We start from the raw sequence: 13337 nt of genomic DNA on the forward strand, positions 1-13337 counted from the left end.
TGGGAGGGTGATGACAGCCGCCAAGGATCGCGACACGCGGGAGCGGATCCTGCACGCCGCTGCGGAGCTGCTCGCCCAGTCCGGCGGCGAACCGGTCTCCACCAGGGCGGTCTGCCAGGCCGCCGGGGTCGGCGCGCCCACGCTCTACCACCACTTCGGCGACAAGCGGGGGCTGCTCGACGCGGTGGCCGCCTACGGCTTCGAGCGCTACCTCGCCGAGAAGCGGGCGATGCCCCCGGCCGACGACCCCGTCCAGCGGCTGCGCGACGGCTGGGACCTGCACGTCGAGTTCGGCCTGCGCCATCCGGCCTTCTACGTGGTCATGTACGGCTCGGCCCAGCCCGGCAAGCCGCCCACGGCCGCCGCGGAGGGCCAGGAGATCCTGCTCGGCATGCTCAACGACGTCGCGAGGGCCGGGCGGCTCGCCGTGGCGCCCGAGACCGCGGCCCGCATGATCCACTCCGCGGCCGTCGGCGTGGTCCTCACGCTGATCGCCGAGGACCGCCATGCGCCCGACGACCTGTCCGCCCGCACCCGCGACGCGCTCATCGCCGCCGTGACCACCCCTGACGAAGCCGCGGCGCGCGGGGACACCCCGCTGGCCGCCCAGGCCACGGCCCTGCGCGCCACGCTCACCGCCTCGTCGGCCGGCATCCCGCTCACCGCCGCCGAACGCACGCTGCTCGACGAATGGCTCGACCGTCTCGCCGCGTCCTCCGCGTGACCGCCGGCGACGCAGCATCCGTGATGGGTTCACCCGGATGACGAGCGGACGCGCCCGATCCGGGCACCGGAGCCTACGCTGGCCGTATGACAAAGGCCGTGCTGCTGGTCGGGCGGAAGGCGGTCGTGGTGGAGGACGCTCAACGGCGGCTGGACCTGCCCGGCGTGCGGGTGCTGAGCGCGACCGGCGTGGAGGAGGTACGGCGGGCCTTCGCCGCGGGCCCGGTGGACCACGTCGTCATGGGCGCGGGTCTCGACCTGGCGACCCGGCTGGAGATCGTCAGGGTGGTCTTCGAGTCGAGCGACGCCACGACCGTGCACATGAAGGACAGCGCGACCGGGCCCGAGGGCTTCCTGCCGTTCGCGAGGTCGATCCTGAAGGGACTGAGCGGCCTCAGCACCGCCCACATCGCCGCCCCGCCCGGCCACTGACCCCAAGGAAGGAGAACCACCGTGCCCGTCCAGCTCAACCACACCATCGTGGAGGCGCGCGACCGCGAGGAGACCGCCCGCTTCCTCACCGACATCCTCGGCCTGCCGCCCGCCGGGACCTTCGGGCCGTTCCGCGTCGTCGAGCTGTCCAACGGCGTCTCCCTCGACGTCGTCCAGGCCGGCGGCGCCGTCCATCCCCAGCACTACGCCTTCCTGGTCACCGAGGAGGAGTTCGACCAGATCTGGGGCCGCATCAAGGAGCGCGGCCTGACGTACTGGGCCGACCCCTTCCACCGGCAGCCCGGGCAGATCAACACCAACGACGGCGGCCGCGGCCTGTACTGGTCCGACCCCAACGGCCACAACCTGGAGATCATCACCCGCCCGTACGGCTCCGGCGGCGAGTGACGGCCCGGTGGGTGACGACATCGTGGTCCGCCTGGCCGCGCCCGGCGACGCCGCCGCGCTCCTGGAGCTGCAGCACAGGCTGGACAGGCAGACCGAGTTCATGCTCCTGGAGCCGGGAGAGCGCGACGACGATCCCGGGCCCCTGGCCGCCCGCCTGGCCGACACCTCGTCCTACGTGGTCGTCGCGATGGCCGGCACGTCCGCCGCGGGCTACGTCGAGGTGTCGGCGCTCCCCTACGCCCGCGCCCGGCGGACCGGCTACGTCGTCATGGGGGTCAGCGCCGAGCACGCGGGGCGCGGCCTGGGCCGGGCCCTGCTCCAGGCGGCCGTCGAGGAGGCGAGGGCGCGGGGACTGGCCCGGCTGGAGCTCACCGTGATGGAGCACAACCGCCGCGCCCTCAACCTCTACCTGGGCTGCGGCTTCCAGGTCGAGGGGCTGCGGCGCGACGCCCTGGACGTGGCCGGGGTGCGCGTCGGCGAGTACTACATGGGGCTGCTGCTCAAGGGCGAGGCCTGAGCTGCCGCAGGGTGTAGCCGCGGCCCGCGGGGTCCAGCGGCTTGGTGGCCTGCTTGAAGAGGTATTCGGCACGCTCGTAGGACAGGCGCCGGCGGCCGGTCTCCGCGCACAGGTCCGCCTGCGCCGTACGGCGGGCGGGCGCGGGCCGCCGGTCGGACAGGAACAGCGGGCCGCGGCGGCGTCCGGCCACCAGCGCGGCGAGCAGCCTTCCCGTCTCCGCGCTCCAGCGCACCCGGACCTTCCCCACCCGCGCCTGGCGGCGCTCCAGGTCCAGGTCCTCGACGTTCAGCGCCAGCACGGCCGTCACGGGCGCGGCCGAGTCGTGCAGGAGCCGCCACATGACCCGCTCCCGCGGGGACACCCCGGACAGGGCGTCGAGCAGGCCGGGGCTGACGGCCACCGCCTCGGTGCGGGCCGCGGCGCGCCGCTCCAGGCCCGCCGCCAGGTCGCCGAGCCCGGCCCAGGCGCCGAAGGACCGTACGGCGGAGCGGTGCCGGTTCCACGTCCTGGCCGCCGCCGTCCCCCAGGCCGCCGCGAACACCCGGCTCACCCGCTCGGCGGTCACCTCCCCCAGCGGCAGTTCCTCGCCCAGTCCCCGGCACAGGCGGCGCAAGGTCTGGCCGTAGGAGCGGATCGTCTGCGGGTCCAGGTCGTCGCGGCCCAGGAAGCCGCGCACCGCCTCCCCGAGCGTGGCGCCGCCGGCCGGGCCGTCGGCGATCTCGCCCGCGCGGCGCCGCAGGAACGCCCGCTCGGCGGCGTTCCTCGTCAGCGACGCCGCCCGCTCGAACTCCAGCCGCGCCTCCCGCCGCCGCCCCAGCCGCAGCAGCAGGTCGCCGCGCACGCTGGGCAGCAGGTGGTAGTCACGCAACGCCGGATCGGCGGCGAGGGAGTCCGCCAGCTCCAGCCCGGCCCGCGGGCCGTACGCCATTCCCAGCGCCACGGCGCGGTTCAGCTGGACGACCGGCGTCGGCAGCAGCCGGGCGAGCGCCTCGTACAGCGTCGCGATCTGCTTCCAGTCGGTCTCCTCGGCGGTGCGCGCCTGCGCGTGGCACACCGCGATGGCCGCCTGGAGGAGGTAGGGGCCCGGCGTGCCGCCGGCTTCCCTGGCGCGCAGCATCGAGGTGAAGCCGCGGCGGATGAGCAGCCGGTCCCAGCGCCCGCGATTCTGCTCGTGCAGCTGGACGGGCTCGCCCGAGGGCCCGGTCCGCGCCGCCGTACGCGAGGCCTGGATCTCCATCAGCGCGACCAGGCCGTGCACCTCGGCCTCCCGGGGCGCCAGCTCGGCCAGCATCCGGCCCAGCCGCAGCGCCTCCAGGCACAGTCCCGGCCGGAGCAGGTCGTCCCCGGCCGTCGCGGAGTAGCCCTCGTTGAAGATCAGGTAGATGACCTCGAGGACCGAGGACAGGCGCCCGGCCAGCTCGGCGGGCTCGGGCAGGGCGAAGGGCACCCGCCGGTCGGCCAGGACGCGTTTGGCGTCGGCGATGCGCCGGGCGACGACCGGCTCGGCGACCAGGAAGGCGCGGGCGATCTCGGCGTTGGTGAGCCCGCCGAGCAGCTTGAGCGTGAGCGCCACCCGCGCCGGGGGCTCCAGGATCGGATGGCAGGCCAGGAACATCAGCCGCAGGATGTCGCCCTGCTCGTCCTGCTCGTCTCGCTCGTCGCCGGGTGGCCGGTCCAGCTCGCGGGCGAGGTGCTCGTGAGTGCGGTCCCGCAGCCGGGAGCGCCGGATGTGGTCGACGGCGCGGCGCTTGGCGACGGCCGTGAGCCAGGCGGCGGGATTGCCGGGGACGCCCGACTCGGTCCACTGCTCCAGGGCCGACACGAGCGCTTCCTGGGCCAGCTCCTCGGCGAGGCCGACGTCGTGCACCATTCGCGTGAGCGCGGCGACGATCTTCGCCGACTCCAGCTTCCAGACCGCATCGAGGGTGCGGTGGACGTCCACCACACCCCCGATCTCAGCACCCACGGCGGACGGCCCGCAACCGGCCGGTCAGGGCTCGAACACCCGCTGGATGATGCTCTCGCCGTCGCCGACGATCCGGCGGAAGCGGCGGGCCAGCTCGATCGCCTCCTCCTTGGAACGGACCTCGACCAGCGCGAACCCGGCCACGGCCTCCTTGGCCTCGGTGAAGGGCCCGTCGGTCACCGTGATCTCGTCTCCGGCGGAGACCACGTGCGTGGCGCGCGGCTCCAGGCCGCCGGTGGCCAGCAGGATGCCCGCCGCCGTCGTCTCCTCGATGAACCTGGCCATCTCGGCGTAGAGCCTCTCGTCGGGCTGGTCGCCGCCCTTGGCCATCATCAGGTACCGCATCTGCCGCTCCTTGTCGTCGTCGTGTGCCTACCCGTCGGATGAGCGCATGTGACAGGGAACGTGGGCGCGTTCCCTGTCACATCGCCCGCTCGACGTGTGAGCGAAACCCAAGCACACGGACCCATCGCATGAGGACAGGGATCATCGACATGACCGCCATCGCCGCCACCCGCACCGCCGCCACCCGCACCGCCACCGGCCCGGCGACCCGCGCCCTGCTCGCCTGCGGCGCCGTCTCGGCGCCGCTGTGGAGCGCGGTCTCCCTCGCCCAGGCCGCCGCCCGCGACGGCTTCGACCTGACCCGGCACCCGCTCAGCGCCCTGGCCAACGGCGACCTGGGCTGGCTGCAGATCGCCAACTTCGTCGTCGGCGGCCTGCTCATGATCGCCGGAGCCGCCGGCCTGCGCCGGGCCCTGCGCGGCACGCCCGGCGGCACGTGGACGCCCCGGCTGGTGCGCCTGGCCGGGATCGGCATGGTCGCCGCCGGCGCGTTCGTCATGGACCCCGCCGACGGGTTCCCCGCCGGCACCCCGGCCGGCATGCCGCAGGCCATCAGCTGGCACGGCTACGCCCACATGGCCGCCGGCACCCTGACCTTCGCCACGCTGATCGCCGCCTGCTTCGTGCTGGGCCGCCATTTCGGCCGCGCCGCCGACCGCCGCGCCGCCGTCGCCGCCCGCCTCGCCGGCACCGCGCTCCTGCTCGGGGACGGCTGGGCCATGACCGGCGGCAAGGGCGGCTCCCTCACCCTCGCCGCCGGGGCCGTCGCCGCCATGGGCTTCGTCTCCTGGGTCGCGGCCCGGTACCGGCGCAACCGGTGACGGCCGGTCACCCAGCCGGCAGGCCCTCGGGGACCCTCCCCGAGGGCCTCGTCACGCGCCGCGGTGCTCCCGGATGACGGCCGCGTACCGCAGGCCGCTGGTCTTGACGGTGCGGCGCTGGGTCGCGTAGTCGACGTGGACGAGGCCGAAGCGCTTGTCGTAGCCGTAGGACCACTCGAAGTTGTCCAGCAGCGACCAGGCGTAGTAGCCGGCCACCGGGGCGCCCCGGCGCACCGCCCGGGCGCAGGCGGCCAGGTGGTGGGTGAGGTAGGTGACGCGCTCGGGGTCGTCGACGCTCCCGTCGGGGGCGACCGTGTCCTGGTAGGCCGAGCCGTTCTCGGTCACGTAGATCTTGGCCGCGCCGTACTCCTTGGTCAGCCTGACGAGCAGCGTCTCCAGCCCGTCGGCGTCGACCTCCCAGTCCATGGCGGTGCGCGGCACGCCCGGGCGGCGGATCTGGCGGGCGAAGGGGTGCGGGCCCTCGGGGTCGTCGGCGACCACGGCGGGGAAGTAGTAGTTCAGCCCGAGCCAGTCCAGCGGCTGGGCGATGACGTCCAGGTCGCCCGGCCGCTCGGGCAGGTCCACGCCGTAGACCTCCCGCATGTCCTCGGGGAAGCCGCGGCCGTGGACGGGGTCGAGCCACCAGCGGTTGGTGTGGCCGTCCATGCGGCGGGCGGCCGCCACATCGGCCAGGGAGCCGGAGGCGGGCTCGACCGGGGAGAGGTTGTTGACGATGCCGATCTCGGCGTCCGGGGCGGCGGCCCGCACGGCCTGGACGGCCAGGCCGTGTCCCAGCAGCAGGTGGTAGGAGGCGCGGACGGCGGCGCCGATGTCGGTCAGGCCGGGGGCCATCCTGCCCTCCAGGTGGCCGATCCAGGCGCAGCACAGCGGCTCGTTGATCGTCACCCACCGGCCGACGCGGTCGCCGAGCGCGCCCGCGACGACCGCGGCGTAGTCGGCGAAGCGCTCGGCGGTCTCCCTGGCCGGCCAGCCGCCGCGGTCCTGCAGCGCCTGGGGCAGGTCCCAGTGGTAGAGGGTGAGGTTGGGCGCGATGCCGGCCTCCAGCAGGGCGTCGACGAGGCGGGAGTAGAAGTCCAGGCCCTCGCGGTTGACCGGGCCGCGCCCGTCGGGGACCACCCGTGGCCAGGCGACCGAGAACCGGTAGGAGGTGACGCCCAGCTCCTTCATCAGGGCGACGTCCTCGGGCCAGCGGTGGTAGTGGTCGCAGGCCACGTCGCCGGTGTCACCGTTGTCGATCTTGCCGGGGACGCGGCAGAAGGTGTCCCAGATCGAAGGGGCGCGACCGCCTTCCGCCACGGCGCCCTCGATCTGGTAGGCCGAGGTCGCCACGCCCCAGACGAAGTCCGCGGGCAGGGCGGCGAGGTCGATGGAGTGCGACACGGAAGTCCCTTCTATTTGACGGCTCCGGCGGTGAGGCCGGCGATCAGGTAGCGCTGCAGGAGGAGGAATCCGGCGACGATCGGCACGCTGACGACGAGCGAGGCGGCCATGACCTGGTTCCAGTAGACGTCGTTCTGCGTGGCGTAGCCCTGCAGGCCGACCGACAGGGTCCGGGTGACGTCGTTGGTCATGATGGACGCGAAGAGCACCTCGCCCCAGGCGGTCATGAAGGCGTAGACGGCGACGGCGACGATGCCGGGGACGGCGGCCGGGACGACGATGCGGGCCAGCGTGCCGATCGGCCCGCACCCGTCGACGGCCGCCGCCTCGTCCAGCGCGCGCGGGATCGACTCGAAGTACCCGATGAGCATCCAGATGGAGAACGGCAGGGAGAAGGTCAGGTAGGTGAGGATGAGGCCGCCGCGGGAGCCGTACAGCGCGATGCCCGTCAGGTTGCCGATGTTGACGTAGATGAGGAACAGCGGCAGCAGGAACAGGATGCCGGGGAACATCTGGGTCGACAGCACGGTGACCGTGAAGATCCGCCGGCCGCGGAAGCGGTATCGGCTGACCGCGTAGGCGGCGAACACCGCGACGGTGACCGAGCAGACGGTCGCCGCGCCGGCCACGATCAGCGAGTTCACGAAGTACCGGGCCAGCGGCACGGTGTCCCAGATGTCAATGTAGGGGCGGATCGTCAGCCCGCTGGGCAGCCACCGGAACTGCCCGGCGACGTCCTGCAGCGGCTTGAGCGAGCTGCTGGCCATCACGTACAGCGGCAGCAGCACGAAGCCGGCCAGCAGGGTCAGGAACACGCGCCTGGCCCAGCGGAACCAGGCCGGGATGCTAGGCACGGGCGGCCCTCCTCCCGCGCGAGGTGACCAGCAGGTACACCGTCGTCACCAGCAGCAGGAAGGCCAGCAGCAGGACCGACATGGCCGAGCCGGCGCCGAAGTTCCAGGTGACGAACGAGGACTGGTAGATGTGGATGGAGATCAGGTCGGCCGCCTCGGGGGCGGACTTGCCGAACAGCACGTACGGGTTGTTGAAGTCGTTGAACGTCCACAGGAACAGGACCAGGACGAGCACCTGGTTGATCGGGCGCAGCGACGGCATGGTGATCTTGCGGATCTGCTGCCACACCCCCGCCCCGTCGATCGCCGCGGCCTCGTACAGCTCCCTGGGGATGTTCTGCAGGGCGGCCATGACGACGAGGAACGCGAACGGCCAGGTCTTCCAGACGGCCACGATCACGAGGGCGGCGAAGCTGTTGCCGCCCAGCAGCCAGAAGGGCCGCTCGGCGGTCAACCCGAGCTGGTCGTGCAGCACGTGGTTCACCAGGCCGTTGTCCCGCTGGAACATGAACGCCCAGGTGATGACCGCGGCGTAGACCGGCAGCGCGTAGGGCGTCAGGAACAGCGCCCGCAGCAGCCCCCTGCCGCGGAAGCCCTCCTGCATGAAGATCGCAGCGGTCACGCCGATGAGCCAGCACAGCCCCACGGCCAGCACGCTGAAGACGCAGGTGACCCAGAAGGAGTGGAGCAGGTCCCGGCCCACCGGGGCGTTGAAGTCGACGGCGAGGCGGTAGTTGTCCAGGCCGGTCCACGGCGCCGAGGCCCAGTCCCGGATGTAGAACTGGGTCAGCTCCTTGAAGCTCATCAGGATGCCCATGACCATGGGCACCAGGTGGACGAGGAGTTCGAGCAGCACGGCGGGGAGCAGCAGCAGGTACGGCAGGGCCGCCCGGCCCAGCCGCCCGCGCGGCGGGAGGGAGCGCCCGCCGGGCCGCGTGGCACGGCGGCCCGGCGTGGCCTCGGTGAGGAGCGTCATCGCGGGCCGGCTCACTGGGGCATCTGCTGCTGGGCCTTGGTCAGCCGCTCTTTGACCAGCTCGGCGGTGATGGGCCGGCCGGCCGCGGCGTCGGCGAACAGCTCCTTGACGGCGGTGCCCACCGCGGTCTCGAACTGCGACTCGGCCGGGACCTGCGGCAGCGGGGCCGCGCTGGTGGCGAGCGTGTCGCGCAGCACGGTGAGGTCGGGCGTGTTGAAGGCCGGGTCCTGCTGGGCGGTCTTGACCGGCGGGATGGAGCCGTAGGTCTGGTTGAGGATCTTCTGCTCCTCGTCGCCGGTCATGAACTTGACGAACTTCAGCGCGCCGTCGAGGTTGTCGGTGTTCTTGAAGATCGCCATGTTGATGCCGGCGACCATGGAGTTGACCTGCCGGCCCTGCCCCGGCATGCCGGACTGGACGGGGACGGGGGCGACGCCCCAGTCGTCGGGGCTCATGCCGTGCGCCTTGAACGTCGCCGCGGCCGTCTGCCACAGCACCATGGCGGTCTTGCCCTTGGCGAAGTCCTGCAGCGACTGGTTCTGCGCGTACTCGGCGTTGCCGGGGGCGACGATCTTGTCCTGGGCCATGAAGTCGACGTACTGCTTGACCGCCGCGACGGCCCCGTCGGAGGTGAAGGCCGGGTTGCCGGAGGCGTCGAAGAAGTCGGCGCCGTGCTGCTTGGCCAGCACGAAGACCTGGTGGATGTTGTTGGACAGGTTCGACCCCTCCACGCCCAGCGCCCACTTGCCGTCCCTGGTCAGCTTCTTGCCGACCTCGACGAGCTCGTCCCAGGTGGCCGGCGGCTTGTCGACGCCCGCCTCGCGGTAGGCCTTCTTGTTGTAGTAGAGCGCGTACGCCATGGAGTACAGCGGCACGGCGGCGGGGTCCTTGCCGGGCGCGCCGGCGGAGGCCAGCGCGGAGTCCACGAAGCGGTCCTTGCCGCCGATCTGGGCGAAGGCCTTCTCGTCCCAAGGCAGCAGGGCGCCCGTGGCCTGGAGTGAGGCCGACCAGGTGTTGCCGATGTTCAGCACGTCCGGGCCCTGCCCGGAGGTGGTGGCGGCCAGGATGCGGTTGAGCAGGTCGGACCAGGGCACGACCTCCAGCTCCACCTTGATCCCGGTCTGCTGCTCGAACTTCTTCAGCTCCGGCGTGAGGATCTCCTTGTCGGCCTCGATGCTGGGGCCCTGGTTCGACGCCCAGTAGGTGAGCGTCTTGGGGGCGGCGTCGCCGTTCGCGCCTGCGCCTGTGGGGGTGCCGCCGCCGCAGCCGATCGCGGTGGTGGCGAGCGCGGTGAGGGTGGCGATGGCTGCTGCGGCTCGGAGTGTGCGCATGACGGAGTCGTCCCTTTCCGGGAGTCCGATGGTTGGGAAGCCATGCCGTAACTTCATGGCTTAATTTAGAGCTTGAGTTAATACCTGAGATAAGTAGGCGTCAAGGAGCCGTCGCGCGGTAGGTTGCTCCTAGGAAAGGACCCCCATGCCCACACCGAACCGACAGACCGTCCGCGACCTGCGCAAAAACAGCCGCAGCGCGGTTTTGCAACGGTTGTATCTCGACGGCCCCACCAGCCGCCAGGCGCTGGGCGCGGCGACCGGGCTGAGCTCCGGCTCGATCAGCACGATCGTGGCCGAGCTGCTGGAGGAGGGCCTGGTGGAGGAGGCCGGCACGGTCGACTCCGCCGGCGGCCGGCCCCGCAACCTGCTGCGCGTCTCCCCCTCCTGCGCCTACCTCGTGGGCGTGGACGTGGGCGAGACCCGCGTGCGCGTGGAGCTGTTCGACATGGGCCTGGCGGAGCTGGCGCGCAGCGAGCACCCCTTGGAGCACGGCCACTACGACGTGGAGTCGATCGTCAGGCACATCGCCGACGGCGTGGCCGAGGTGATCGACGGCGCGGGTGTGCCGGCCGAGCGGCTCCTCGGGGTCGGGGTGGGCGTGCCGGGCATCGTGGAGCGCGCTCCCGGCGGCGCGGTGGTGCACGGGCAGACCATCGGCTGGGAGGCTGTCCCCTTGGAGGCCCTGCTGCGCGAGGCGGTCGCCCTGCCGCCCGGCGCCCGCCTGCACATCGAGAACGGCGCCAAGACCCTGGGCAGGGCCGAGCTGTGGTTCGGCGGCGGGCGCGGCGCGAGCGACGCCGTCATCGTGCTGTTCGGCTCCGGCATCGGCGCCTGCATCGTCACCGGCGGCGCGATCCTGGAGGGCACGCGCAGCAGCGCCTCGGAGTGGGGGCACAGCACCGTCCACGTCCGCGGCCGCCGCTGCCGCTGCGGCTCCACCGGATGCCTGGAGGCCTACGCCGGGGCCGAGGCGATGATCGAGCGCTGGCGCGAGGCCGGCGCGCGGCTGGACCCCGAGGTCGACGAGGAAATCGCCCTCGCCACGCTGATCGCCCGCGCGACGGGGGACGCGCCCGACCCGGTGGCCGCCACCGTGCTGGAGGAGACGGCCGAGTACCTGGGGGCCGGGCTGGCCACGCTGATCAACCTCTACAACCCCGAGCGCATCCTGCTGGGCGGCTGGGCCGGCCTGCAGCTCGCGCCGCACATCCTGGAGTCGGTACGCCGCCACGCGAGCGCCTACTCGCTGCGCTACCCCGCCGAGCGGGTCACGATCGAGCCGGGACGGCTGGGCCCCGACGCCGTCACGGTTGGCGCGGCGACGCTCCCCCTCGCCGACTTCTTCGCCCGCGGCGGGCGCAGGCAGGACCCGGCGGGCGAGGCGGAACTGGCCGCCGAGCTCGTCGCCGAGCAGGCCGGCTGGCGGGCCGCGCTGGGGATTCGCACGTCCTGACGATCACCGGCATAGGGCGGGTGCGGGGGATGGCCGGCCCCTTCGAGGTCGCACTCTAGCCGCCACCTGGGAAGACGCCCCGAAAATCTTTCGGAGGATTGAACGGCGAAACAGCGGGGATACTCCCCCGCAGAGTCCAGCAGAGGGCTTGACCGCCGAACCGGCGAGGCGTGCCCCTGCATGGGTTTGTTCCCTGACGGGGCCGCCTGCTTCCGAATATCAGGGGCAGCAGTGACCGTCCACGAACTCGACCTCAACGACATGACCGCCGAGGCCATCCTCGAGGAGATGGCCCGCCCGGACATTCCTCAGCACGTGCGTGAACGACTGTGCGAGCGGCTGGTGGACATGCACCGGCCCCTCGTCGTGGAGATCGCCCGCCGCTACCGGTACCGCGGCGAGCCGTACGAGGACATCCTCCAGGCCGCCTACGTCGGCCTCATGAAGGCCGTCAACGGCTTCGACCCCAGCCTCGGCCACGCCTTCAGGGGCTATGCCGCCGTCACCGTCAGCGGCGAGATCAAGCGCCACTTCCGCGACCGCACCTGGGCCATCCGGGTGCCGCGCGTCTACCAGGAGCGCCGCTCCGAGCTGAACCGCCTGGTGACCGACCTGTCCCAGGAGCTCGGCCGGTCGCCCACCGTGGCCGAGCTGGCCCAGCGGATGAACATCACCGAGGAGGACGTGCTGCTGGCGCTCGACGCCTCGGCCGCCTACAGCACCCTGTCGCTCGACGCCCCGGTGGGCGCCGACGACGCCGAGGGCGCGGCGCTGGGCGAGCTGATCCCCGAGGAGGACGACTCGCTGGCCTCCCTCGTCGACAAGGAGGCCGTCAAGCCGCTCATCGACGCCCTGCCCGAGCGGGAGCGGAACATCCTGCTGATGCGGTTCTACGGCAACCGCACGCAGGCGGAGATCGCCGAGGAGTTCGGCATCTCGCAGATGCACGTCTCCCGGATCCTCCGCAAGGTGCTCGACCAGCTGCGCGACCAGCTGCTGGTGGCCGCGTAACCGGCGGGCGCCTCACCCCTCCCCGAGGTCCCCGAGGGTGAGGACCACCTTGACGTCGTCTGGCCGGGCGGTGAACGCCTCGGCGAAGCGCTCCAGCGGCACCCGGCGGGTGATCAGCCCCTCCAGCCAGTCCGGCGGAGCCTTCGCCAGGGCGTCCGCCGCCTGCCGGTAGTGGCGCAGGTTGGCGTTGACCGACCCCACCACCACGTCGTTCTCCAGGACCAGCGCCCGGTTGAGCGCCCCGGGGTCGATCTCCAGCTTCCGCCCGGCCGACGACACCCCCGTCAGGCAGACGATGCCGTAGGAGGCGGTGGCGGCCATCGCGTCGAAGACGACGCCGCCGACGCCGGTGGCCTCGATCACCACGTCCGGGTCGAGGCGGGAGGCGGTCTCGGCCACCGGGCCGCTGTGGTAGGCGGCGTCCAGCTCGCGGACCAGCCGCGGCTTGGGCCCGTCGGTCACCCGGTCCAGGACGTGCACCTCCAGCCCGCGCTGCACGCCGAGCAGCGCGGCCAGCAGGCCGATGGGACCGGCCCCGGTCACCAGGACCCGGCGCGGCTCGAACCAGGACCGCCGGCCGATCCGCTCCACCTGCTCCCAGGCCTTGGCCACCACCGTCGTCGGCTCCATGAGCATGCCGACCCGCTCCAGCCTGCCGTCCAGCTTCACGGCGTAGCCGGCCTCCACGCTCCACAACCGGCTGCCGTAGCCGTCGAGCTGCTTGATGCCGCGCTCGGTGTAGCGGCCGTTGCGGCACATGTCGAACTCCCCGTGCGCGCACGCCCCGCACGGCACCGGATCCGGCCGCCGCACCACGCCGACCACCAGGTCTCCCGGCGAGAAGCCGGTGCCGGCGGGCGCCTGCCGTACCCGGCCCAGCGACTCGTGCCCGAGGACCAGCCGGTCCCGTCCTGGCGGCGCCCAGCCGTACAGGCCCTCGGCGATCTCCCGGTCGGTGCCGCACACGCCGATCGCGAGCCCCTCGGCGAGGAGCTCGCCGGGCCGCGGGACGGGTTCGGGAACGTCGTCGACCCGCAACGCCCCTGGGCGCCCGGGTTCCACCACCAGCGCGCGCATGCCCGCATCCTCTCGGTCC

14 protein-coding genes are annotated in these 13337 nt (G+C 72.7%); 7 read left to right on the plus strand and 7 right to left on the minus strand.

All coding sequences use genetic code 11. The features are described from left to right. Positions 1-10: 10 nt before the first annotated feature. The 4 genes from BSB02_RS21495 (at position 11) to BSB02_RS21510 (ending at position 2080) form a co-directional block, all read left to right on the plus strand. On the plus strand, positions 11-724 hold the full coding sequence (locus BSB02_RS21495) for a TetR/AcrR family transcriptional regulator (RefSeq protein ID WP_084961085.1): 714 nt from the start codon (positions 11-13) through the stop codon (positions 722-724). An 86-nt stretch (positions 725-810) separates the two neighbouring features. Next, positions 811-1155, plus strand: coding sequence for a hypothetical protein (locus BSB02_RS21500; RefSeq protein WP_143590966.1), 345 nt, complete (start codon positions 811-813; stop codon positions 1153-1155). Positions 1156-1176: 21 nt separating this feature from the next. Further along, complete coding sequence (locus tag BSB02_RS21505; RefSeq protein ID WP_084961089.1) at positions 1177-1563, plus strand: VOC family protein; 387 nt, start codon at positions 1177-1179, stop codon at positions 1561-1563. Positions 1564-1570: 7 nt separating this feature from the next. After that, positions 1571-2080, plus strand: coding sequence for a GNAT family N-acetyltransferase (locus tag BSB02_RS21510; RefSeq protein WP_084961091.1), 510 nt, complete (start codon positions 1571-1573; stop codon positions 2078-2080). On the opposite strand, the gene BSB02_RS21515 is transcribed toward BSB02_RS21510, so the two are convergent. After that, positions 2064-4022: a sigma-70 family RNA polymerase sigma factor gene (locus tag BSB02_RS21515; protein WP_240506560.1), complete on the minus strand. Its 1959-nt coding sequence runs from the start codon at positions 4020-4022 to the stop codon at positions 2064-2066. The genes BSB02_RS21510 and BSB02_RS21515 overlap by 17 nt on opposite strands. 48 nt (positions 4023-4070) lie before the next feature. Next, a complete protein-coding gene (locus BSB02_RS21520; RefSeq protein ID WP_084961095.1) occupies positions 4071-4391 on the minus strand; it encodes a YciI family protein in 321 nt (106 codons plus the stop codon). A 128-nt stretch (positions 4392-4519) separates the two neighbouring features. Here BSB02_RS21520 and BSB02_RS21525 point away from each other — a divergent pair, with 128 nt between their 5' ends. Beyond that, positions 4520-5212 carry a DUF998 domain-containing protein gene (locus BSB02_RS21525; RefSeq protein WP_240506561.1) on the plus strand — a complete coding sequence of 231 codons (693 nt, stop codon included), beginning with the start codon at positions 4520-4522 and terminating at the stop codon, positions 5210-5212. 51 nt (positions 5213-5263) lie between these two features. Here BSB02_RS21525 and BSB02_RS21530 read toward each other — a convergent pair whose 3' ends face one another. The 4 genes from BSB02_RS21530 to BSB02_RS21545 are packed head-to-tail and all read right to left on the minus strand — an operon-like array spanning position 5264 to position 9774. Further along, positions 5264-6613 carry a GH1 family beta-glucosidase gene (locus BSB02_RS21530; protein ID WP_084961099.1) on the minus strand — a complete coding sequence of 450 codons (1350 nt, stop codon included), beginning with the start codon at positions 6611-6613 and terminating at the stop codon, positions 5264-5266. 11 nt (positions 6614-6624) lie between these two features. Next, positions 6625-7467: a carbohydrate ABC transporter permease gene (locus BSB02_RS21535; protein WP_084961101.1), complete on the minus strand. Its 843-nt coding sequence runs from the start codon at positions 7465-7467 to the stop codon at positions 6625-6627. Then, positions 7460-8443: a carbohydrate ABC transporter permease gene (locus BSB02_RS21540; protein ID WP_084961103.1), complete on the minus strand. Its 984-nt coding sequence runs from the start codon at positions 8441-8443 to the stop codon at positions 7460-7462. The genes BSB02_RS21535 and BSB02_RS21540 overlap by 8 nt, the downstream gene beginning before the upstream one ends. A gap of 11 nt (positions 8444-8454) precedes the next feature. Continuing rightward, entirely contained in the window at positions 8455-9774 is a 1320-nt protein-coding gene (locus BSB02_RS21545; protein WP_084961105.1) for an ABC transporter substrate-binding protein, read from the minus strand. A 145-nt stretch (positions 9775-9919) separates the two neighbouring features. Here BSB02_RS21545 and BSB02_RS21550 point away from each other — a divergent pair, with 145 nt between their 5' ends. Beyond that, a complete protein-coding gene (locus BSB02_RS21550; protein WP_084961107.1) occupies positions 9920-11230 on the plus strand; it encodes an ROK family protein in 1311 nt (436 codons plus the stop codon). Positions 11231-11461: 231 nt separating this feature from the next. Further along, positions 11462-12241 carry a SigB/SigF/SigG family RNA polymerase sigma factor gene (locus BSB02_RS21555; protein WP_084961109.1) on the plus strand — a complete coding sequence of 260 codons (780 nt, stop codon included), beginning with the start codon at positions 11462-11464 and terminating at the stop codon, positions 12239-12241. A gap of 12 nt (positions 12242-12253) precedes the next feature. On the opposite strand, the gene BSB02_RS21560 is transcribed toward BSB02_RS21555, so the two are convergent. After that, positions 12254-13318 carry a glucose 1-dehydrogenase gene (locus tag BSB02_RS21560; protein WP_084961111.1) on the minus strand — a complete coding sequence of 355 codons (1065 nt, stop codon included), beginning with the start codon at positions 13316-13318 and terminating at the stop codon, positions 12254-12256. Positions 13319-13337 lie beyond the last annotated feature (19 nt).

This window comes from Thermoactinospora rubra (assembly GCF_002093975.1).
Lineage (GTDB): Bacteria > Actinomycetota > Actinomycetes > Streptosporangiales > Streptosporangiaceae > Nonomuraea > Nonomuraea rubra_A.

Excerpts from the sequence above, each read along its gene's own strand:
- BSB02_RS21495 (WP_084961085.1), top strand. The coding sequence starts at position 11 with ATGACAGCCGCCAAGGATCGCGACACGCGGGAGCGGATCCTGCACGCC.
- BSB02_RS21500 (WP_143590966.1), top strand. The coding sequence starts at position 811 with ATGACAAAGGCCGTGCTGCTGGTCGGGCGGAAGGCGGTCGTGGTGGAG.
- BSB02_RS21520 (WP_084961095.1), bottom strand. The coding sequence starts at position 4,391 with ATGCGGTACCTGATGATGGCCAAGGGCGGCGACCAGCCCGACGAGAGG.
- BSB02_RS21525 (WP_240506561.1), top strand. The coding sequence starts at position 4,520 with ATGAGGACAGGGATCATCGACATGACCGCCATCGCCGCCACCCGCACC.
- BSB02_RS21540 (WP_084961103.1), bottom strand. The coding sequence starts at position 8,443 with ATGACGCTCCTCACCGAGGCCACGCCGGGCCGCCGTGCCACGCGGCCC.
- BSB02_RS21545 (WP_084961105.1), bottom strand. The coding sequence starts at position 9,774 with ATGCGCACACTCCGAGCCGCAGCAGCCATCGCCACCCTCACCGCGCTC.
- BSB02_RS21550 (WP_084961107.1), top strand. The coding sequence starts at position 9,920 with ATGCCCACACCGAACCGACAGACCGTCCGCGACCTGCGCAAAAACAGC.
- BSB02_RS21560 (WP_084961111.1), bottom strand. The coding sequence starts at position 13,318 with ATGCGCGCGCTGGTGGTGGAACCCGGGCGCCCAGGGGCGTTGCGGGTC.